Raw genomic sequence first — 21,253 nt, 5'->3', positions numbered from 1 at the left:
ACGGGCCCGATGCTTTTATGGATATTCACTCGCTTTGGCTCAAGACCCAGGAAATCTGGGACATGCTCGATCAGCACCCGTGGATACGTACCGGGCTGGCGCTGATCCTGTTGCTGACCGCCGCACTGGTGCTTGGCCGCGTGGCGCGCTTTCTAGTGCTGTATGCCGTGAGGATGCTGGGCCGTCAGGCATCGCTGCACTGGATCAACGACTTTCGCCACAACAAGGTTTTCCATCGCCTGGCGCAAATGGTGCCGTCGCTGGTCATTCAATTCGGCCTGAACCTGGTCCCCGGGCTGAGCGCCACAGGCAAGAACGTCATCGGCAACCTGGCGATGGCCTTCACCATCCTGTTCATGACCCTGGCCATCGGCGCCCTGCTCAACGCCCTGCTGGACATCTATGCGCGCACCGAGCACGCCCGCACGCGCTCCATCAAGGGTTACGTGCAGCTGTCGAAGATGATCCTGTACGTCTTCGCCGGGATCATCATCGTCGCCACCCTGATCGACCGTTCGCCCCTGCTACTGCTGTCCGGCCTCGGCGCCATGTCGGCGGTCATCCTGTTGGTCTACAAAGATACCCTGCTCTCCTTCGTCGCCAGTGTGCAACTGACCAGCAACGACATGCTGCGCGTCGGCGACTGGATCGAAATGCCGCAGGTCGGCGCGGACGGCGACGTGGTGGACATCACCCTGCACACCGTCAAGGTGCAGAACTTCGACAAAACCATCGTCTCCATCCCGACCTGGCGCCTGATGTCAGAGTCGTTCCGCAACTGGCGCGGCATGCAGCAATCCGGCGGACGGCGCATCAAGCGCAGCCTGTTCATCGACGCCAGCGGCGTGCGCTTCGTCCGTGACGATGAAGAACAGCAGCTCATGCAAATCCACCTGCTCACCGACTACATCGGCCGCAAACAGGCCGAATTGCTGGCCTGGAACCAGGCGCAAGGCAACGTCGCACAAATGTCCGCCAACCGCCGGCGCATGACCAACATCGGCACCTTCCGCGCCTACGCCCTGGCGTACCTGAAAAGCCACGTCGACATCAACCCGAACATGACCTGCATGGTTCGCCAGCTCGAACCCACCTCGCAGGGCATCCCGCTGGAAATCTACTGCTTCACCCGCACCACAGTGTGGGTGGATTACGAGCGGATACAGGGGGATATTTTCGATTATCTGATTACGGTGATGCCGGAGTTCGGGTTGAGTTTGTATCAGCAGCCTAGTGGGGCGGATATGCGGGTGGGGTTGAGGGGGGAGCCGGCGCGGGTGGGGGCTACACCGCTGGTAGAGCCGTTTCCTACAGAACATTCAGGCTGAACGGCGCAGACAATGCGCAACTGAAGGCCTAAGATAGATCCACCGCCAACAGGAGCTTGATCATGAGCGCTCGAATTTCTCCAATCGTGTCGGAGTTTGAAACCGAGGAACAGGCCGCCAGCTACGACAAGTGGTTTCGTGCGCAGGTCCAGGCGTCAATCAATGATCCGGCACCCAATATTTCACACGATCAGGTCATGGCCGAGATGCGTGCGCTTCTAGAGTCTAAGCAGCCCCCGTCAGATGCTAGTTGAGTGGCGGCCGGCAGCACGAATGAACCTGAAGCAAATACTTTCCTACATCGCAGACAGAAATATACGAGCAGCCAGCGAACTGGGAATGGCAATAGAAGTAGCCACTTCAGCCCTACCTCAACATCCTTACTTGTATCGCCATGGGCGAGTGCCTGGAACAAGGGAAATCGTTGTCCACCCTAATTATCTCGTTGTTTACAAAGTGACAGATCGGATCGAAGTTCTCGCTGTACTTCACGCCAGGCAAGCCTACCCTACCGACGCTGGGTAGATCTTCGATTGAGGTGTTGGTGCTTATGTCGAATCAGAAAAGGCAATCGATTCTGCGGCAATAGCTACCTAACCAGTCCAGAAATACCGAACCGCCATCTGACTTTGCAGAAAACAACCCATGCTGGAGTTGGTAATGTGTGCTCTCGGAACGCTGACGAATTCATGATAACCGGGCTACCTGCAGGCTATGCTTGAGGCCTTTTGATCTGTACAAGCATTGCTATCAGAGCATCAAAAGCCATCCATAAAAAAAATGACAAATTGGGGGTAAGGATGAATCGCCTATTTCATGCTGCAGCGTTTGCAAGCGCCATGATGATCGTTGCAGCACCCGCCCAAGCCCGTATCACACAATTGGAGATCCTGCGGACCGAACCCGCTTTCGGAGGCGAAAGCTTAGGGAATACAGGGGCTTACGAACGCGTCTTTGCGCGCGCTCATGGTGAATTAGACCCAGGAGCGCCTGAAAACAAGATTATTCAAGACATCGAACTTGCACCCCGTAACGGTCGTGGGATGGTTGAATACACGACTGATGTTGCAATCCTGCGTCCCGCTGACGTGGCCAAATCGAATGACATTCTTCTATTCGACGTGCCAAATCGAGGCTCTAAGCGCGCGATGTTATTGTTCAACGCTGATATGCAGGGTAGTCCAGCAGCGTCCAACAACTTCGAAGTCGCTGGGGACGGTTTTCTACAGCGCCAGGGTACGACGCTGATCGCGTTTGCCTGGCAGGGGGACGTTGCCCCGGGCGACAACCGCATGATGGTGCAATTGCCGACGGCCATAAATACTGATGGGTCGCCGGTAACAGGTGTGGTGCGCAGTGAGTTGACCACGCTCTCACCGACCGTCAGCCTTAACCTGTCTGCAGGTTGGTTCACCTCCACGCCGCCTCACACGAGCTACAAATCGGTTGAAACCGACAATACCAAAGTGCTCGCGGATGGCTTTCGTCCGACGTTGACGGTGCGTTCGCGAGCAAATGCGCCCCGCCAGGAAATTCCAGTAAATGACTGGAAGTTTGGCGATTGCAATACGCCGAGCGAAACCCAGATATGCCTACCCGCTGGTTTTCAGCCCGGTAAGCTTTACGAGCTGATTTACCGGGCCAAGGAGCCGGCGGTAATGGGTATTGGTTTTGCGATCGCACGGGATGTTGGTGCGTTTTTCCAGCAGGCTGAGCATGACGATACCGGTGTGCCCAACCCTGTAGTGCATGGGCCTAAGGTCAAGTCGATTATCACTGGCTCATCACAAGCCGGGCGATTCATTCGCAGCATGATCGCGCTGGGGTTCAACCGCAGCGAGGCAGGTCATCGGGTCTATGATGGTGCGATGCCGCATATTGGAGGCGGCCTGATGCCGCTCAACATCCGATTTGCTCAACCTGGTCGGGCGTGGGGTCAGCAGGTCGATCATGACTCCCCTGCTTACGATTTTCCGTTTACCTATGGCCGGGAAACCGATCCTGTTACCGGACGCTCGCAGGGTTTGCTGGATCGCTGCAACGATAACAACACTTGCCCTCTGATATTCCACATGGCAACAGCCCTTGAGCTTTGGGAGGGACGCCAGTCGCTTGGCCTTACCGATCCACTCGGCTTGCGCGATACACCTGAACCGGAAAACGTCCGCACTTTTATTATGGCAAGTACGCAGCATGCCCCGCCGTCTTTGCCACTCCCGGCTAAACCACCCTTTGGGCTTTGCCAGGTGCAATCAAATCCAAACCCACACACCTGGACAATGCGCGCAGCGTTCATCAACCTCGTCGGCTGGGTTCGTGATGAGACAACACCGCCGGCTTCGATAAAACCTTCTGTAGCGGACGGCACCCTCGTGCCGGCGGACAGGGTCAGTTTCCCGCTCATCCCCGCGACCAATTATGGTGGCGTTTCGCGCCCCGAGCTCCGCTACACCGGTGCCGTCAACAGCCTGCAAGTGCTTGATTTTGGACCTGGTTTTCGTCCCGAAGACAGCTCTGGCATTCTCACAAACGAGCCGCCGAAACCGGGGGTTGGCAGTTACGGCCTTCTGGTACCTCAAGTGGATGCAGACGGAATTGATGTGGGTGGCGTTCGGGATGTGTATCTGGGTGCTCCCATCGGGACTTACACGGGTTGGAACACCTTCCGCCCCGAGTTTTTTGATGGTGGCTTTTGTAACTTCCAAGGCAGCTTCCTCCCGTTTGCCGCGACGAAGAAAGAGCGAATCGTGGCCGGAGACCCTCGCCTTTCCCTGGAGGAACGCTACCCCACGAAGGAGGATTATGTGTCTGCAGTGAGTAAAGCTGCAGACTCGCTGGTTGAGGCGCGGATGCTGCTTCCTGAAGACCGTGAGCGGCTTGTAAAAGAAGCACAGGAGACAGGTGTGCGTGCAGGGCCTTGAGCAGGGGTAAACAGGCGACCACTACAAAGGAGTAATACATGGATTTTCGGTTTCAGATTGCTTCTGATGTGATCAGGGATGGTCTCGGGATTGAACTCATCGACGCAAATGGGCAGGTATGTGCGGAGGTGTTCCGATGTGATGCTGCACCGTGGCTTTTTTCTTTTGGTAGAGAAGTTTGCCAATCGCCTCCCAGTCCCTCTGCGCCAATAACGTAAACCAATGCTCTGTCTTCCATGGCCGCGCTCCACGCGTGATGCCGAACGTCGGGGCAGAATAGAGCTTAGGCTGAAGCGGTTGCGACGACAGGACGCACAGGGCTGTCGCCTTAGCCAGTCTAAACGAGGTGTCCAGACTTTTAAGCAGACCACTACAATCGTCGACGTTCCACGCTTGGCTTATTCATAGCGCTCATCACCTCAAAGAGTACAAATGCTCTCTTTGCGAGCTTAGCGAGATACACTGAATGCATCGACAGTATCCCAACACATCCCTACCAGGACGGGAACAAGAAACTCGGGGCATTGCTGCTCGGACGCCTCATAAAGCACGGATCACCCACGCTACGCATTCAATGCAAACAGATATCTGCTTTCCAGCACCTTGAGCCATAGACCACTACATTCGTGCGAATTGCCCTGCTGGAGCACAACGCAAAGCGGGCGTAAGAAACTCAAGAGCGACAGCACTTCTTATATTTTTTCCCGCTACCGCATGGGCATGCTTCGTTGCGGCCCGGCTCCACGTGCCTCATGCCTCTCTCGAACATTTTCATCGCTATGTTCATGCCTACGGGCTTTTGCATGCCCTTAGTCAGCTCGTCCATCGCGTCGGACTGAGCCCAAGGTAGGTTGTACATCATGCCGAATTGAATATTTCCCTGCGTACTCACGGATACACCGAACCATGTGGCAGCTCGCTCTGCGTATTTGCGTTTTTCACAATGCAGTTTCAGGTGTTCGATCGCATGGGGATCTGGATCTGGGTAGCAATGGAACGTAATCCCCACTTCTCCTCCATCAATGGCAAAGGTGAAATCGTGAGGGCGCCCATCTCTAACGGCCATACCCGTGATACCGGCTATGCCCTGGTGGATTTGCTGACATGCTCTGCCATCCAGCGAAAGCAGCACAAAACCGAGTTCAAGCATTGCAGGATCTGTTGCTCGCTCAATCTGAGCAATCAAACGCTCATACTGAGTACCTAGCATGTGCGTTAGAATACCTGGCGGTGTTCTTTTACCTGGGAAACCTTCCCTACGCACCGTCATCGCGACATCCACGTCACCCGCGAACGAGTCGTCCACCGATGCCATGCTGTAGGTTGGGTCGAGCCAGAGATTTCGATTCAGGTGATAGCCCAGCGCTGTCAACTCGTGGCTAACTCTGAGCTTGTCGCGTGCGATCGCCCTCAATCGTACGTAGCTAAGAAAGCGAAGGGGGAAGTCCAGCATTTCCGCCAAAACGTCCAGTAGGAAAACGTCCATCACCAACGGGGCCCGGACGATGTCCGTGGTTTCGAATTCAAGGTATTGGCTCGCTTGGAGCGCTAGAGCAGGATAATGGTCAGACACCACACAGAACGGGAAAATCTCTTTGATCGAATCTGGCATGGCAATCTCGCGCCCCGCATCATCGATCATCCGGCACCTACCCGAGAGAATCGCCTCAGCGCAGTCCCACGCTTGATCAGATGCCTTCTGAATAGCCGCAGCGAAGTCAGCCTTGAGCTGACCGTCGTTCCCCTTCCGTGCCGCCAGAGTCAGCTTCTTCGCTTTAGCCTGAACGATGATCACCCGATCACCGAAGATCACCAGTACGTCAGCCTCTCCGGCCCTGTTCTTACCATCAAGAATGTTGACGTTGGTGAAAACGTTGGCTCTTCCGAAGACCGCAGCTAATCGTTTGTGAGCGAAACGCTCAACAAAAGCGCCTCGGTTGTCAGAGGCCTGTCGGCGATAGACAGGGTCGTCTTTCATCCAAAAGAACGGTGACTCGTAGAGTGCTTCGTAAATTGCATAGTGCATGAAGAGAAGCACCGACCCGCGATCAGTCGGCAACAGCGGCGTTGCGACGACGCTATTGAAATCTCCCAGCTCCCGGAATTCCGCGCTCTGACCAGTGAACGTCAATGCCTCAAATACAGCCTGTACGACGGCAATGTCCAGCCCCGTTTTTCGAGCGACGTCCTCAGTGGTGAACTCGAAGTGAGCCAGACGTGAAACGACGGCATCCAGTGCCTTTTTCCCATCCTGGTGTAGCTGGGTTGCACGCGAGTCCATGAGCGAACACATCGCACGGGCGACTGTTTGTGCCTGACGACTCGTGAAGCCCTTATTCTGCTGAAGCCAAGCGTCATCGCCGCTGTGCTTATCGACGAAAAAATCTCGGTACTGGAAACTGTAAGCGGACTCTGGTCCGTAGAAGATTGGCTCCCTCAGCGCCGCCCCTTCCCAAATAGACATGCGATCTGTCGCGCTGGCAGATCTGCGCTTCAGCGCCTCGAAGATGACGCCGTTCATTGAGCCGTGGAGTTCAGCCATAAACTCATCGGTTTGCGCTACATAAGCTTGGATTTGAGTAGATTCCGGGAGTGTCAGATCCAACGGCTGGCGCATCATCAGCCCCAGCAGAGTGTTGATCTCTGTTCTGAGAAGTCGGCCAGGATCGTAAAGCTCACTCAAATCGGAAGCTGTGTACTCATCTTGAAAGGCCACCATATTATCGCGATGGCAGATGTATGCGATCGCGTGAACGTAACCCGGTTTGGCGGTGAGCACGCCAAGGTCGGCAAATACCTCGGACTCACTACGTCCTGTAATACGCATACTTCCCTCCTTCGGGCAACTAGCGAAAAACGGCTCCACTCAGTAAATATGTCGCACTTTGGTGCAGTTGATCGGCAGGCTTGGGTTATCAATCCTCGGCTGTGAGATGCGATCGCGCCCTAGATCCAAGCAGACGGAATCAATACAGACGACGGGTCAGCTTTGGCTGTCGAGTTCCCTGGTGTTTTGGCTTGTCGGGATTGTATTTGCAGCGAGGAAAGCCCGAGCAGAATTTGAAATCGCCGAACTTACAGGTGCGCTGAAGCACGAACCCATACTGACAGGCTGAGCATCGTTCCTCTTGTATCGGATGACCCTTAATGCCCGCAACCATGACCACACCGTATTTAGCCAGCTCGGCCAAGAGCGGAGAATTTCTGGCAGTCACGGTGAACATGGCCACCGACCTGCGCGCCCGAGTCAAACGTAGAAAGGCCGACACTCCTCTCCATGCAGATAAGTGTCAACCACACCGCAAAAAACAGGGAGTTTATCAGAGGCCGAATGTCATTAGGTTCCGCCACACCGCTTTAATCCCACACACATTGAGCCCACGAGAGGGTTAGGCGGATGTAGAGGACCGAGTGGCGGCCAGCGGTGCGGGGCGAGATAGGTGCTATCGGAAACCAGTCAGCGCAAAACTTTCTCGAACACGGCCCCATCTTGATGACATAGAACCAAGCGTTGTGGAGATGGACAGCGGCTCCGTATGAGGAGCACAGCTTCCATGCTTCCATGCTTGCAGGCTAGCCCTCAATCGGTACACTGATGGCCTATGGCTAGAAACTAGGACTCTAGAGCTGTCCGTAATATCTGGAGCGCAACCGTATCGGCTACCATGCAGTCGTCGGCAGAATTACTGTGGCTTCATGCTCGATATGAGGATTGGGTTTAATCCACCTTTGATATGGAGGGTTTGCATGGGCATCAAAATGGATCACGCCTTCGACCAGAATGGCGATCGCTGGGAAGCTGCCACATACACAAAGGGAACCGGCGCCGAACCCCTGCTTTGCAAGTGTGGCACTCCAGTCACCCATAACCCGCCATACAGCCGGGAAATGTATGACAAGTCTGTTCTCGTCAAGGGCTATTTTCGTCTCTATCCCAAAGGTGCTCACGCCGCGAATTGTCGTTTCGGAGTGGACGAGGAGATTAACGAGATCGCAAGCACATCCGAAGATCTGATCGAAAGTATCCAGCACAATCGTTACCGGATGCGTCTGGTCATGATCAAGGAAGCCCTGGAAAAAGGTGTTCGTAATTTCGAGGATGATGGGGGAACTCGGGCTACAGCGGGTCGGACTTACACCCACAATCCAAATCTTCTTCCTGCGTACATCAACTCAGCAAAGCGAGCCCTGAAGCTCCGCGCACTCTGTGACAAAGACCAAGACATCGAACAGCATCTGGAACTGGTTTTCGAGGGCAATGTGAAGGTCGCCTGGAATCAGTTCTATTTCGAGCCGGAGCGCCACGCTGAAGCGTATTACGCAGTGTCGCACAACGCCGTTCAACACCCCATCGCGATTCAGGGTGCAGTGAGCAGTATTAGGACTGAGCTCAGGGGTGAAAAAACCAAGAACGTCATCAACCTGCAAATGAACAAGTTCCGAGTCGATCCGGATGACGCCGAAAATGGCATTGGCCTGGAAGTGAGCATTTGGGCCAAGGATCAAGCGTGGCTCAAAGGCATTGAAAAGGACGATGAGATCGTAGTCCTGGGCATGTGGAAGCACTCTACTACTGCACCCGAGAAAGCCCCTAGGCAAGGACGCTTCAAAACCCTTACCAAACGCAGATTGACATTGACCTTAGTCCTGAAAGCCCAAGTCTCCAAAGTTGATCGATTGCCCGTTAGGCGATCGACTGTAAATCTCTAGCTGCCCAGTTGAGCATCCACCATCTCCTGTAGACGGTATGTCGTTAGCCATAGGTTTGACCTCGCAGTGGTGTGGCATTAGTTCTTCTTTTCTAGTGTACCTCATCGCTATGACAGGGCCTGTACACTCGGGTGAGTACGATACTGGCAATCGAAGCGCCAGGCTGAGCACACTTTTGAATGATCTGGGCCTTGAAGGGACTTGGAATCGTAACGGCGTGTTAGCTGCACTACGTACGACGCTGAACAGCTTGTACGTCGTAGCCAGTTTGAAGCGTCAGTTGGGCAAGCCGACGTTCAAGAAATTGGATGCCTTTGAACACTTGAAGACTTGCGTCGTCTGATCGCCCTTTCGTAAGCGTCTGCCCAACACATCTTGCTCAATGTTCAGCGTTTGTCTGGGAGTAGGAAATATACCTCGTAGATACCCCGTGCCGCACGGATGGTCACAGGGTGTATGACTGGCCTTATGTCACTCAACTCCCATTCGAGCCAGCCATCTTAAAAACAGTTTGCACAGGCCACTTGCATATCAGCGAGGATGAAGGGACGCAGGGCTTTCACGCGCACAATTGCCACCGCAATACCGTTATCGTCTTCGTCCCCATCGTTATGGAGAAATCGCTCGTTTTCCACAATCAGGAGATCCTCGGAAATATCTAAGTCTGGAAGCCAACGACGGACTTCGAGGATTTTCTCGCCAGAAGCGATTCGGCCGCCACTGCCTCCCCCGCCCACTTTTCACCAACGCTAAGATGCATCGCATGCGATGCCCGAATCAGGGATGCTTTTCATCAAGCCAAACTCTAAAAGACAGAAAGCACAATAGTGGAGTGCTACTCTATCAATAGAGTACACCACCGCGCGATACGGGAAGAAAGTTCAGCGTTTCTGGCATAAAAGGTCTAGACAGATGCAGATGCCCAGGTTAAATACGAAGTCGATACGGTACATCCACTGTCAGCTTTTGGTCGATTCTGTTGAAAACAGTCGGCCGTGGTTTCCAGGGCAGAAAAGTACGCGCTTGAGATTGAAATCGTTACTTTGAGCAGAAAATTCCGGGCTCAGATTTGGCGTAGCGGCTTACCAAAAAGGTGTTTTCAGCGATTATTACTCGAGCGGTCTGGAGGAACCGTTTTTTTCAACAGAATCGGTCGAAAGCAGCCAAAGAATAACCGCAATCAGACCAATGATCACCGTTGCCCAGGCACTCGGGCTGTTGCGTGTACGGGCTAAGTCAGATCTAACCGTCCGGGATAACACTCCGGATTAGCATTATGGGCGTGAAACTGATCTACGTATCAGCGAACACTCGAGCATCCGCCATCATGCCGCTGTCTGTATAAGCGCGCAGTCACAACAGCCTATTCGAATTGAAGATACCTGTTCGATCTGCGTCATATGCCCGTAAAGCACCTTCCCGAACGAAGATAGCGTGCGAGGCAAGATAGGGTATATTGTCAGGATCACACCGAAAATAGTAGACCGGAAGAGGCTAGGGAATAAATTCATGCAGTACATACAAAGGGATGTTCCGGTACCTGCAATTTTGACAGGCAGCGCGGCAAACGAGCACAGAGAGTTTTTGGTTCGATTCATGGCACAGAGCGAAGAGCAACTGTCGCAGAAATATCCGCCTGCGTCGTCTCTAAATCTTTCAGATCAAAGCATGAGTGCTGCATTAAAAAGGCTTTTTATAGGCCGCTGCGCCTTTTGCGAAGCTTGGGCAGACCTGATGCCGTATCGTTTTAGACCGAAGTCTCAGTCACTGCCTTACGAGCCCAGCAAATTTGCACATTTCTATTACAGCTGGCTAGATATTGCATGGCAGAATATCTATCCCATATGCCATTCATGCATGCCTGCAGATGGAGAATACTTCCCCGTGCTCGGCAAGCGCGCTCCGTTACCCGATATGGTTCTTTACCAGCAGTACGCTCAAGAAAATACCGGCATGTGGCCTGCTTACCCGCTCAGGGAGAAACCAATACTCCTCGACCCCTGTTTTGATCAGGCGCTATATAAAGAGCTCGGCACCCGATCCGACGGTAGTCTGGTGGGGTTATCAGAGCGAGGCAGACTCACGATAGAACATTTCAATCTTAATACCGCTGTGCGCACTGCTGAGCGCTTTGCCAGTCATCAAGACTATTTGCGGCAGTTGGTGCAGTGGGTTAGGGAGGTCAATGCAAAAGAATCCATCAAAATCTTTGATTTTAAACAGCTGGAATTCGGAGGCAGTTGGTATTTGCTGCTGCGCCGATTGGCAGTCTTCGTGGGAGCCGAGACAAGTAGTCGCCCTGTATTGTCAATGGCAGGGATCGCCCGCGTATTCGCCAAGCTTCGCAAGATTGCGGACGGGCGTTCGCGTCTTGAACAGTGCATCCAGCAACTTGCCGATAACGAGCCCCAAGAGTTTTCGAGCGAGGACACCATCATGTATCTCAAGCGCCCGAGTACAGCCAGTGTCACTCGCCTTCGCTTAGAGAACTTCAAGTCTATCGAGAATCTAGACATCAATCTGCAACCCCAAACTCCGACTACTCCGCTCGAGGGCACTCGGCAATTTCCTGCACTTCTCATCATTGGTGAGAACTCAGCAGGCAAAAGCACTATTTTGGAGGCGCTCGCCCTCGGGCTTTCATCAACCCAAGCGTTTGTTAGCTTGGGGTTGACCACGAAAAACTTCATCCTCGCCCCGGAGTTTCTAGGCGCCGCACAGCCACGAGCGGTTTCTGAGGCTCTGATCGAAATCGATATCTCGAACGGGTCCAAACGTACTTTGCTCATCGAACAAGGCGGTATCAATATCCCTGACGAGATGCAGCAGGAAAATATCCCGGTATTCGCCTATGGCGCGTTTCGCCAGTATCAGCACCAGGGCCCAAGCTCCAAACCCAAGCCGGATGCCTTTGTACACAATCTTTTTGACGGCCGTATGCTGCCCAACCCCGAACGATGGCTGCTCAAGCTGAGTAATGCCCGCTTCGCAATGGTGATCCGAGCCTTGCGTGAAATTCTATCCATCGACGGACGTTTCGATGTCATCCGTCGAGACATTGCTAGCAAGCAATGCTATGTCGTAACAGGTATTCGCGACGACGGCAGCCCTCTGTCTCAAAGCTCGTTGAAAGTTGCTTCTTCCGGCTTTCGCTCCATCCTGGCCATGGCTTGCGACGTGATGCGCGGTCTGATGAACCCCAGCATCTACCCGGACTTTGAGAGCCTTCAGACCGCCAGAGCGGTAGTGCTCATTGACGAGGTCGAGGCCCATCTGCACCCACGCTGGAAGATGCGCATTATGCGTGGGCTGCGGGAGGCGCTACCCAATGTCACTTTTATCGCGACGACTCACGACCCGTTATGCATCCGGGGCATGAACGACGGCGAAATCGTGGTGCTGCGACGGGTCCAACTCAGACAAGGCACCACCGATGCGGGGCTGCAATCCCAGGTTGAGGCGCAGACCGACTTGCCGCCATTGTCTGAGCTGAGGATCGAACAATTACTAACCTCGGATCTGTTCCAGCTGCACTCCACAGACGATCCCGAAATGGATCAGCAATTCGCGCATATCGCCGATCTGCTGGCCATGCCGTCGGAACAACTTGAGCCGGAACAACTACGGACGCTGAAACGATTCAACGACGATGTAGCATCCGCGCTGCCCGTCGGCACGTCCGAAGCCCATCGAGTGGTGCAGGATGCCGTTGCTGAATACCTGCAAATCCGTGCACGTACATCTGTGCAGCGAGTAGCGGACGCCAAGGCCAGTGTTAAGGCCAAGATCATCCAAGCGCTGGAGGGAATTCTTTAATGCGCCGTGTAGAACGCATTGGAAGCGTACCGTCTAATCTCGAATCGGCCAACAAAGGTGGCAAAACCGAGCGCGACCGTGCCCGCGATCACCAGCTCGATACCAACCCGAAAAAAGGCAGTTTTACCTACGCGGGATATAAACATGACGACGTCAAACGCAAACTCGCAGCGCTGTTCCACAATAAATGCGCCTACTGCGAGACTTTCTTCTCGGCGTCCGCCCCAGTGGACATCGAGCACTATCGCCCAAAAGGTTCGGTTGCAGATGACCCTGCCCACCCAGGCTACTGGTGGCTAGCTATGAGCTGGGACAACTTGCTGCCTAGTTGCATCGACTGCAACCGAAAACGCAAACAATACTTGCCCGATGCATCGACCAGTCTTAAGGCGCTTTACGACAGTAGCACCAACGCAGGCATGAACTTGGGCAAAGGCGGAAAACAGGATAGTTTTCCGATCCGGGATTCCGGAAAACGGCTCGCCGCCGAGAGTTATGCGTACATCGACGAGGAGCCGCTTCTGCTGGACCCGACACGTGATGATCCTCGCGAGCACCTGCGCTTTAGCGTCGACCGCACATCCCCGGTAAGCTTGGTCTTGGCGGGTAGTGCGCCCGGACGAGCAAGCGATCGAGGTGCGATGTCGATACAGACTTACGGTCTGAATCGCCTCGGGCTGGTGCAGGATAGGACCCGGTTGCTGCGGCGCCTGGAGTTTCTAGGTGAGATGATTCTTGAGTTAGGGATTACCGTCGACGAGCTCAAAGCACTGCCCGCCCAAGCCGCTCTGGACAACGCCATCAAACGCTTGGAGGTCATGCAAGGCCGTATGCTGGTGGAAATTAAGGCGATGGCTGCGCCCATGGAACCGTACTCAGAGATGGTAGGCGCCTGGCTCAACAATTATATAGAACAGTTAAAAGCTTGATTCTTCGCGCACCCGGCCTTGAAAACTGGCTGGTCACAAGGTGTTGTGTCATCCACTGGACAGCCGCTATTCTTGGTCGGTTGTGGCCTGTCGCTACCGGCCGCCTTCGACCCAAAGCTACCTCTGGCGACAGACGGAAGTCGGCTAATAGCTACCTCTTGATAACAATTACTGGTAGGGCTCTACCCTCGGCCGGCAAACACTCTGTACCATATATAAATTATTTCAAAGGCATACGTACGATACCAATACGGCTTACATTACGTAGCGACTATTCTTTACTCGTCAACAGTATTCGATCGCTGAAGAGTGTGTGTAGGATGTCGCCCCACCTGAAGCTTGTAGAGAAGAAATAGGCCTTCTGGCATCGGCAGACCATCTTCGTAGTCTCGCCAGCGATCTTCGGTAACAAACACAAGCGCTGCGGCTTGGGCCGGAGTCTGCTCCATTGCCTCGCGCAGCGAGATAATCTCTTCAACCTTCGCTTCACGATGCGTACGGCGGGGCCAAAGCCTTGGAAGGCTGCTGTTCTTATTGACAAGCCTAAGTCTGACGTCATCCCAGTCCAGCAATAGAGCGATATCTGCGCTAGTGTCTCCAACGAGTCGAGCACCGAGGCCGATGATTGACTCTGCACCAGCCTCCTCATACTCGCATATTGCCAGTTCAATTGCCGACCGAGCTCTCGCTACCTCGTCTTTGGACAATTTGCGGAGAGCAAGATGCACCTTTCCTACCGCTTCCACACTTCGTCGCGCACGTCGCCGAATATCAATTTTCTGAGGTTGCTCATCCAGAACTCGGGGCTTGAAGTCTCTATCGGCGCTAAGACTCACTTTGTTTGCATAAAATTTTACTGTCTCGACCCAGCCGTTAGCATCTCTCATCCCGTCATCGTTTGCTACAAAACCATGCACGGCAGTAGCTTTATGCTGAACGTGGTTCCTTAGACTGCACATAAATCGATAATCCAAGCTTCGGGAAAATGCCTCATTTAGTTCCGACTTCGCAACTTGGCTGAAGCTAGGAACTAGTTCCAAGCATTTGAAGTCCTGCACCACCTGGTCTGCATAGGCTCGCATGGCCGTAAGCAAATTCACGATATGGCGATTTGCTGTTTCTAGGATTTCCGCTGAATTCATGTAACGATGTTGAGGCTCCACTTTGGCACGCAAGCAGATTTCCGTGAAAGCCAGTTCCATCGTCAGAAAATTGCCAAGCAGCAGTTCGTAGCGTTGCTCGAAAGCCAGTGCCTCGGACAACAAGCTTCGTGCATGTGCAAGCTCCTTGTAGCGTCCCTCGGAGATGCTCAGCTGCAAGCGCGGGCCAATAATGAATTGTTCAAGAATGTACTCAGCAGGCACTTTCCTACTCCTCGTATTCGACTTGACTGAGCATAGCTTCACTGGCAAACCGGTGCTAGGCTCTACTCGCAGCGACTACTCAAATGACCGTCCGCTTTTGGCCGATTCTGTTGAAGAAGACGGCCGTGGTTTCCAAGGTAGAAAAGTACGCATTTGAGATTAAAATCGTTACTTTTAGCAGAAGATTCCGGGCTCAGATTTGGCGTAGCGGCTTACAAAAAGGTGTTTTCAGCGGTCAGTACTCGAGTGGTCTGGAGGAACCGACTTTTTCAACAGAATCGACTAATAGCGGCCTGTTTAGCGGTGCTTTGAGTGCTGGGGTCAGGGTCATGGGGGCCTCGACGCTGATCACTAGCATTGGCAAACATTTCCTGCGTAATCGCTGATACACTGCTTTAAAACATACGCCTGCTGGCCGCCAATTCACTGGGTCGTGAGATGGACATCAAAGAATTTTGCCTCGCTCATGGATTTGATATGAGCAAATGTGGAGTCGCGTTAGGCGGTGGTAGTTTTGGAATGACAGAGTTGAAAACCTCACCTGTCGATTTTTTGACCTTGGCGGAAGACGATTTTGAACGGGGCGGTTTCGGGGCGCTCGTCAATGCAACGACCAATGCAAAACGTGCCATTGTCTGTCAGCTTGATCAGTTGTTGATCTCTTTTGGTTACCCGTCACTTCGATGGAACGTGCCAAAGAAGATCGAGCGGCTAAGGGCACTTGGATTATTAGCGCCTAGTTTATTGCGTAAAGTCGTCGATATAAGAAATATTCTTGAGCATGATTACGCGATTCCTGAGCTTGAAAAAGTTAAAGAGACGTTAGACATCGCGAGTCTATTTGTTATGTCCGCTTCAGCTGCATTCATCCCATTTGATGATGTTTTGGAGTTTTTACTCCCTGACTTGGAGGTAAAAGAGCGTTCTGTCAATCGTGTCTCGGCAGGACTGAATCGCGAGCCGGGCAGGGTTTTTTATACCGTCTACGCTTATGAATCTTGTAAGTATGCCGGGCGCTGTGTCAGTCAGTGTGAGATTCAATCAGGGCATATCCTGTTCGAGGCAATGGTAAAGCTTTCCGCTTCGCTGATGTTTCGATACAAGGTAAACCAAGCCCTCAGTGATTCTGAAGCTGCATATGCCAAGCTATGAATCGTTGAATTAGAGTTGGGGCTTGAAGAGGCTGAAATCGGCGAAAGGCAGACCTTCCTTAAATCTTAAAACAGGTTTACAAACTAGATATCGGCATGAGTTTAGGCGAGATGGCATGACACTTTCCAAGGGCAATATTATAAGGCTTATCAATATTGACCGAGCAACGTTAGTGCTCTCTGATCGGTTGAGCTCTCAGGAGGCGGTTCCTGGAGATATCGCCGAGGTGGAAGAGATTTCAGTGGGTGAGGCTGGATGTATCGTTCGCTTGCTGTGCGAGCCAAATGCAGGATTTCTCGAATGGAGAGCCCCATATTTTGAGGGTGGGTTGACCTGTGAGGTACTTCGTAGCTATCCCAATGACGTCCTCTCTTGGATGTCTGCCTAGGGTCCAGAGCGTGTCAATCCCCTTTAGCAGCTTCCATCCCAAATGCTTTGCCCTACTCAGCCCAGGCCAGACACCGGCTGCTCAGATTCAGTATAAAATTCCGGTGATCAGCAGGCATGCCGACAGCGAGGGCTAGAGGCTAGAAATCTGGGGGTTGAGTGATTGCAGACAACGGTTCATATCTTTGTCCAGTTTGTGGATACGCCGGGCTTGAAGAGCCTCCATACGACGACGTTGGGTGCTCTTCGTTTGGCATCTGCCCGTCCTGTGGTACGCAGTTTGGCTACGATGACGCGATACGTGCCCATGCTGATTTACGGAGATTATGGATATCTAAAGGAATGCTTTGGTGGAGCAAAGCTCAAGCGTCGCCGAGTGGTTGAGACCCTGAAAGGCAACTTCAGGCTGTCGAAAAAGGCACTAATATCTGAACATAACGCCGCCTATGTGGACAGGGCTTCAGGAGTAATAACCCCACCCACTACCCCACACAAACCAACGCCATTTCCTACAAACAATTAAGGCCTGAAGGCGCAGACAATAAACAGACTAACGCCTACGATAAACCCATCCACACTGGATACGATCAAGTTACTACTGAAGCACGCACCTCGCTTAATAACGAGATAACAAGTAACACAAATCTTGCTACACACTAGATAGCCATATGCAACAAACTAGCGGACTTGTGAAACAAGCTCGCTCGGCCTAACTGCGTAAAAATCCTACACATACGCTTATATACACATCAAGAATTAAATCAATTTAAGGAATATCATGAAAAAATTATTGATCGGCGTCGCAATTGCTACCTCCCTGCTGGGACTGTCCATGACCTCTCAAGCAGCGGAAAACTGCCCTGCTGTCTCGAAGATCGAGCAGGTCTCGCCCGGTGTTTACCGGGCGAGCGGCAATGACGGCGAGTGGACCGGCGTGCTGCAAGGCGTTGTGACAAAGAAAATGCCTGTGCAGTCCTTTGATCTGGCTATCGCTATTCAAGAGGGTGCAGACGCACCTCAGATGTTGCAACACTGCACCTACAACATCGGTGGGCGCGAGGCGCTGGACATGCGTTTCATCGCTAAAAACAATAAGGATTTCACTATAAAAACTGCAGGCAATGCCTGGAAGAAAGAAGATGGGCCTTTTGGTCTTGTCTATAACGTGTGTGAAAAAACATCACCTGAAAACTGCAAGTTCACTGTCGTTCAGTAACACAAAATAACCTTGTCGCTCTTCAGCGAGCCTGTAATGGCTCGCTGAAGAGTCACTCACGTCAGATCATGCAAATCCTTACCCAGTGCAGGCATGACCTCGAAATGAGAGAACACCACTTCCAGCCCTCCCCGTTCCGGACTGCAGCACATTGGGCCTACGGCATAAGACTCACTCACGGGAAATGGTGCCAGGCGCAGCAGCGGCCAGCGTAGGCCGTCGCTGGACTGCTGAATGCGCAGGACGCCCTTGGCGACGGTGACTCGCAGCCAGAGGCCGGATGATGAATCATCAAACGCCCCCGTGGCCCAATCGGATTGTCCGCAGGTTAAAACGCTGCCCAGCATCAGGGCTCCGTCGCTGACTTCAACACCGGTTTTGACCCAGTTGCGCTCGTCAATGCGGACCATCAAGCCCGCCTGATCGTAAAGTGTCTTGAAATCACCCTGCACATGCACTTGCGCAGTGAAATCACCGGTCACCGAAACACCCAGAAAATGACCGGTGTCGCGGCAGAAACCGTAGTGCGTCTGCTGCCAGAAATCGGTTTGCGGGTCTGTGGTGACTGTCAGACGCTCGTCCGTCACGCTGCAATGCCGGGGTGGGTTCAGCCAGATGCCTTTGTCGAACATGTCGCCTCCTGTGTGGGGTTGTCGAGGTTGATGGACCGGAGGCTCGGTGGCCTGACCCCATCTACTCCATATGGATGGGCGCGTTCCGATGATAAACATCAACCAGCAGCACAACATCTGACCACAACGCAAAACCTCACGCACCTTACCCACCCCAAAAAAACGACATTTCCTACGCCCGAAACCCACGCCCACACCCTTGCCACCCCATCCCCACCACGCTAACCTCCCCGCCGCTCGCTGCAAAATCAGCGGCTGGGTTTGGCGACCCAAAGAAAAGACAAAAATACGCTCCATCGCGAAACAGCAGATCCTGTCGGCCTGCATGTCGCGCTATGGCGGCTGTGCGCGGGAGATCTTCGGGTCTGCCGGGGTTTGTCTTTTTGCCCGGTTCGCCAACCTGCACACAGCTGCCACCCAATGTTTGGCGACAATCCGTGGCGGCTCTCGATAACCAAAAAGAGCGTCACCCATGCAAAATATCGTTCTCAGAAACACCCATACACCCCATTTCGAAGCCACCCTCTTCCTCCGCCACAGCCGCACCCTTCGCGCCATTTTCACCGAATCTCAAGCCTGGTTCTGCCTGGCAGACCTTGCCCGTCTGATGGGCAGGCCGCTGGATGAGCGCGCCACGCTCAAGCTCGATGCGGATCAGCGTCGTGAGGTCTGGCTGGAAGCTCATGGCGAGTGCCAGCGGCAGTTGATGATCAGCGAGTCCGGCGTGCTGGCGCTGCTGGTTCATCATTACGTGCCGGAGAACCGCGCGCTGCGTCAGTGGCTGACGCATGAGGTGCTGACGACCTTGCATGATCAACAGAACGTCACGCTCGATAACCCGAGAATGAGCCAGCTGCAATGGCCCGGCACATCGCTGAGCGTGCTGCACTGGCGCAGCGAAACCTGGGTTCGCTTGCGCGACATGCCAAATGTGGTGGCCGAGGCAGCTCCCCGTCCGAAGCGGCCGTTATGGCGCAGGGTGTTGAAGCGCATCAACACAATGCGCACTGCCGCCTGACCGGTACTGTCTGAACCCCGTTGACACTCCAACCACCAAAAAACATGATGCATCCACTCTAAAAACCGGAACGCACTCATGAGCGACAAGAAAAAGCTTTTGCTGACTGGCGCAAGCCGGGGTATCGGTCATGCCACGGTCAAGCATTTCAATGCCGCTGGCTGGGAGGTGTTTACCGCGTCGCGGCAGAACTGGGTCGCTGACTGCCCGTGGGCTGAAGGTCTGCTCAACCACATTCACCTGGACCTGGAAAACATCGACAGCGTCAGCGAGAGCATGGCGGCGATCAAGGACAAGCTCGGCGGGCGGCTCGATGCGCTGGTCAACAATGCCGGCGTTTCACCGAAGACCGAGGACGGCGGGCGCATGGGTGTGCTGGAGTCGGATTACAGCACCTGGATCAAGGTGTTCAACGTCAATCTGTTCTCCACCGCGCTGCTGGGTCGGGGTTTGTTTGACGAGTTGAAGGCAGCCAAGGGCAGCATCATCAATGTCACCTCGATCGCCGGCTCGAAGGTCCACCCGTTTGCGGGGGTCGCCTACGCCACGTCCAAGGCGGCACTGTCGGCGCTGACCCGGGAAATGGCCTTCGATTTCGGTCCGCACGGGATACGGGTCAATGCCATTGCGCCGGGTGAAATCGATACGTCGATTCTGTCACCCGGCACCGCCGAGATTGTCGAGCGGCTGGTGCCGATGCACCGGCTGGGCAAGCCCGAGGAAGTCGCCTCGCTGATCTACTTCCTGTGTACGGCTGGCGCGTCCTACGTGAACGGTGCGGAGATTCACGTCAACGGCGGCCAGCACGTCTGACTCAACGTGTGCCGGAAACGCTCTCCGGCACGCGTCGCACGCCCAGGCGACTGATCCACACCGACGCCACGATCACCCCGCCGCCGATCAGCAGGCGGGTGAAGTCCTCATGCTGGTTCCAGATCAGCAGATTGATCAACAGCCCCAGCGGCACATGCAGGTTATTCATCACCGCCAGGGTGCCGCCGTTGACCATGCACGCGCCTTTATTCCACCAATACATGCCCAGCGCCGTCGAACACAGGCCGAGGAATAGCAGCACAATCCATTGGGTCGGCGCTTCGGGCAGGTGTTGCGGGTTGCCGAACATCAGGAACGCCGGCAGAACCACGGCCAGTGCGCCGAGGTAGAAGTAGCCGAAGCGTCGGTAATGCGGCAGGTCGCTCGGGTAGCGCGCCACCAGATGCTTGTACAGCACCTGCCCGGCGGCGTAGGTGAAGTTGGCCAGTTGCAGCAGCAGAAAGCCGCCAAGGAAGTCGCCGTCCAGGCCATCGTAACGAATCACGCCAGCGCCCAGCACCGCGACCACTGCCGCCAGCAATGCCCAAGGGTTGAAGCGTCGGTTAAGCGCATCTTCGATCAACGTCACGTGCAGCGGCGTGAGGATGGTGAACAGCAGCACTTCCGGCACCGTCAGCACCCTGAAGCTCAGGTACAGGCAGACATAGGTCACGCCGAATTGCAGCGCGCCGATCAGCAGCATGCTGCGCATGAAGCGGGGTTCGACCTGACGCCAGCGGGTCAGCGGAATGAATACCAGACCGGCCAGCACCACGCGGACCAGCACCGCGAAATAGCTGTCGACGTGCCCGGCCAGATAGACACCGATCAGGCTGAACGAGAACGCCTGAATCAGTGTGACGAAAAGTAGATAACCCATGCCCGCCCCCATTTTTGAAGGGCGCGACCATAGCGGTTGCGTCACTCACTGTCCACTCGAAGGCCGCCACTTTTTGACGCCAAGCCG

At 54.1% G+C, this 21,253-nt stretch carries 16 protein-coding genes; 12 read left to right on the top strand and 4 right to left on the bottom strand.

The features are described from left to right. The first annotated feature begins 17 nt into the window (after positions 1-17). From JOE29_RS05900 to JOE29_RS05885, 4 genes are all read left to right on the top strand, one after another. Entirely contained in the window at positions 18-1,328 is a 1,311-nt protein-coding gene (locus JOE29_RS05900; protein WP_210079010.1) for a mechanosensitive ion channel family protein, read from the top strand. Positions 1,329-1,390: 62 nt separating this feature from the next. After that, positions 1,391-1,582 (top strand): hypothetical protein, encoded by a 192-nt coding sequence (locus JOE29_RS05895; protein ID WP_003319671.1) that lies wholly within the window; start codon positions 1,391-1,393, stop codon positions 1,580-1,582. After that, positions 1,572-1,853 (top strand): type II toxin-antitoxin system RelE/ParE family toxin, encoded by a 282-nt coding sequence (locus tag JOE29_RS05890; RefSeq protein WP_003319672.1) that lies wholly within the window; start codon positions 1,572-1,574, stop codon positions 1,851-1,853. Before JOE29_RS05895 ends, JOE29_RS05890 begins: the two co-directional genes overlap by 11 nt. Before the next feature lie 275 nt (positions 1,854-2,128). After that, positions 2,129-4,249 (top strand): alpha/beta hydrolase domain-containing protein, encoded by a 2,121-nt coding sequence (locus JOE29_RS05885; protein WP_210079008.1) that lies wholly within the window; start codon positions 2,129-2,131, stop codon positions 4,247-4,249. Positions 4,250-4,922: 673 nt separating this feature from the next. Here JOE29_RS05885 and JOE29_RS05880 read toward each other — a convergent pair. Then, positions 4,923-7,076, bottom strand: a complete 2,154-nt coding sequence (locus JOE29_RS05880) for a nuclease-related domain-containing protein (protein WP_198721726.1) — start codon at positions 7,074-7,076, stop codon at positions 4,923-4,925. A gap of 920 nt (positions 7,077-7,996) precedes the next feature. Here JOE29_RS05880 and JOE29_RS05875 point away from each other — a divergent pair. From JOE29_RS05875 to JOE29_RS05865, 3 genes are all read left to right on the top strand, one after another. Then, positions 7,997-8,959, top strand: coding sequence for a hypothetical protein (locus JOE29_RS05875; protein WP_210079006.1), 963 nt, complete (start codon positions 7,997-7,999; stop codon positions 8,957-8,959). Positions 8,960-10,468: 1,509 nt separating this feature from the next. After that, complete coding sequence (locus JOE29_RS05870; protein ID WP_198721724.1) at positions 10,469-12,775, top strand: AAA family ATPase; 2,307 nt, start codon at positions 10,469-10,471, stop codon at positions 12,773-12,775. Further along, on the top strand, positions 12,775-13,704 hold the full coding sequence (locus tag JOE29_RS05865) for an HNH endonuclease (RefSeq protein WP_198721723.1): 930 nt from the start codon (positions 12,775-12,777) through the stop codon (positions 13,702-13,704). The genes JOE29_RS05870 and JOE29_RS05865 overlap by 1 nt, the downstream gene beginning before the upstream one ends. A 278-nt stretch (positions 13,705-13,982) precedes the next feature. Here the strand turns inward: JOE29_RS05865 and JOE29_RS05860 are convergent, their stop codons facing one another. Beyond that, positions 13,983-15,068: a hypothetical protein gene (locus tag JOE29_RS05860; RefSeq protein ID WP_210079004.1), complete on the bottom strand. Its 1,086-nt coding sequence runs from the start codon at positions 15,066-15,068 to the stop codon at positions 13,983-13,985. Positions 15,069-15,151: 83 nt separating this feature from the next. Between JOE29_RS05860 and JOE29_RS05855 the strand changes: the two genes are divergently transcribed. The 3 genes from JOE29_RS05855 to JOE29_RS05845 all read left to right on the top strand — a co-directional run bounded on the left by JOE29_RS05855 (position 15,152) and on the right by JOE29_RS05845 (position 17,823). Next, a complete protein-coding gene (locus tag JOE29_RS05855) occupies positions 15,152-15,454 on the top strand; it encodes a hypothetical protein (protein WP_198721721.1) in 303 nt (100 codons plus the stop codon). Between the two features lie 52 nt (positions 15,455-15,506). Beyond that, positions 15,507-16,220 carry a hypothetical protein gene (locus tag JOE29_RS05850; RefSeq protein WP_210079001.1) on the top strand — a complete coding sequence of 238 codons (714 nt, stop codon included), beginning with the start codon at positions 15,507-15,509 and terminating at the stop codon, positions 16,218-16,220. Between the two features lie 1,165 nt (positions 16,221-17,385). Continuing rightward, positions 17,386-17,823 (top strand): DUF3757 domain-containing protein, encoded by a 438-nt coding sequence (locus tag JOE29_RS05845; RefSeq protein ID WP_192874399.1) that lies wholly within the window; start codon positions 17,386-17,388, stop codon positions 17,821-17,823. Positions 17,824-17,879: 56 nt separating this feature from the next. Here the strand turns inward: JOE29_RS05845 and JOE29_RS05840 are convergent, their stop codons facing one another. Beyond that, entirely contained in the window at positions 17,880-18,455 is a 576-nt protein-coding gene (locus tag JOE29_RS05840; RefSeq protein WP_210078999.1) for a DUF1349 domain-containing protein, read from the bottom strand. Between the two features lie 472 nt (positions 18,456-18,927). On the opposite strand from JOE29_RS05840, the gene JOE29_RS05835 reads away from it, so the two are divergent. Then, the gene (locus JOE29_RS05835) at positions 18,928-19,473 is read left to right on the top strand and encodes a Bro-N domain-containing protein (RefSeq protein ID WP_024650286.1); all 546 of its coding nucleotides are present in this window, start codon (positions 18,928-18,930) and stop codon (positions 19,471-19,473) included. Positions 19,474-19,551: 78 nt separating this feature from the next. Continuing rightward, a complete protein-coding gene (locus JOE29_RS05830) occupies positions 19,552-20,286 on the top strand; it encodes an SDR family oxidoreductase (protein ID WP_003314465.1) in 735 nt (244 codons plus the stop codon). 1 nt (position 20,287) lies between these two features. Here the strand turns inward: JOE29_RS05830 and JOE29_RS05825 are convergent, their stop codons facing one another. Beyond that, positions 20,288-21,166 (bottom strand): carboxylate/amino acid/amine transporter, encoded by an 879-nt coding sequence (locus tag JOE29_RS05825; RefSeq protein ID WP_003418418.1) that lies wholly within the window; start codon positions 21,164-21,166, stop codon positions 20,288-20,290. Positions 21,167-21,253: the final 87 nt, after the last annotated feature.

The organism is Pseudomonas sp. PvP009, assembly GCF_017832995.1.
Classification (GTDB): Bacteria; Pseudomonadota; Gammaproteobacteria; order Pseudomonadales; family Pseudomonadaceae; genus Aquipseudomonas; species Aquipseudomonas syringae.
The sequence above is the reverse complement of the archived record's forward strand: the minus strand, read 5'-3'. Positions and strand labels throughout refer to the sequence as shown.

Bases quoted from the DNA above. Each gene is read 5' to 3' on its own strand.
- JOE29_RS05900 (WP_210079010.1), top strand. From the start codon at position 18: ATGGATATTCACTCGCTTTGGCTCAAGACCCAGGAAATCTGGGACATG.
- JOE29_RS05895 (WP_003319671.1), top strand. From the start codon at position 1,391: ATGAGCGCTCGAATTTCTCCAATCGTGTCGGAGTTTGAAACCGAGGAA.
- JOE29_RS05890 (WP_003319672.1), top strand. From the start codon at position 1,572: ATGCTAGTTGAGTGGCGGCCGGCAGCACGAATGAACCTGAAGCAAATA.
- JOE29_RS05885 (WP_210079008.1), top strand. From the start codon at position 2,129: ATGAATCGCCTATTTCATGCTGCAGCGTTTGCAAGCGCCATGATGATC.
- JOE29_RS05880 (WP_198721726.1), bottom strand. From the start codon at position 7,076: ATGCGTATTACAGGACGTAGTGAGTCCGAGGTATTTGCCGACCTTGGC.
- JOE29_RS05875 (WP_210079006.1), top strand. From the start codon at position 7,997: ATGGGCATCAAAATGGATCACGCCTTCGACCAGAATGGCGATCGCTGG.
- JOE29_RS05870 (WP_198721724.1), top strand. From the start codon at position 10,469: ATGCAGTACATACAAAGGGATGTTCCGGTACCTGCAATTTTGACAGGC.
- JOE29_RS05865 (WP_198721723.1), top strand. From the start codon at position 12,775: ATGCGCCGTGTAGAACGCATTGGAAGCGTACCGTCTAATCTCGAATCG.
- JOE29_RS05855 (WP_198721721.1), top strand. From the start codon at position 15,152: ATGACCGTCCGCTTTTGGCCGATTCTGTTGAAGAAGACGGCCGTGGTT.
- JOE29_RS05850 (WP_210079001.1), top strand. From the start codon at position 15,507: ATGGACATCAAAGAATTTTGCCTCGCTCATGGATTTGATATGAGCAAA.
- JOE29_RS05845 (WP_192874399.1), top strand. From the start codon at position 17,386: ATGAAAAAATTATTGATCGGCGTCGCAATTGCTACCTCCCTGCTGGGA.
- JOE29_RS05840 (WP_210078999.1), bottom strand. From the start codon at position 18,455: ATGTTCGACAAAGGCATCTGGCTGAACCCACCCCGGCATTGCAGCGTG.
- JOE29_RS05835 (WP_024650286.1), top strand. From the start codon at position 18,928: ATGCAAAATATCGTTCTCAGAAACACCCATACACCCCATTTCGAAGCC.
- JOE29_RS05830 (WP_003314465.1), top strand. From the start codon at position 19,552: ATGAGCGACAAGAAAAAGCTTTTGCTGACTGGCGCAAGCCGGGGTATC.
- JOE29_RS05825 (WP_003418418.1), bottom strand. From the start codon at position 21,166: ATGGGTTATCTACTTTTCGTCACACTGATTCAGGCGTTCTCGTTCAGC.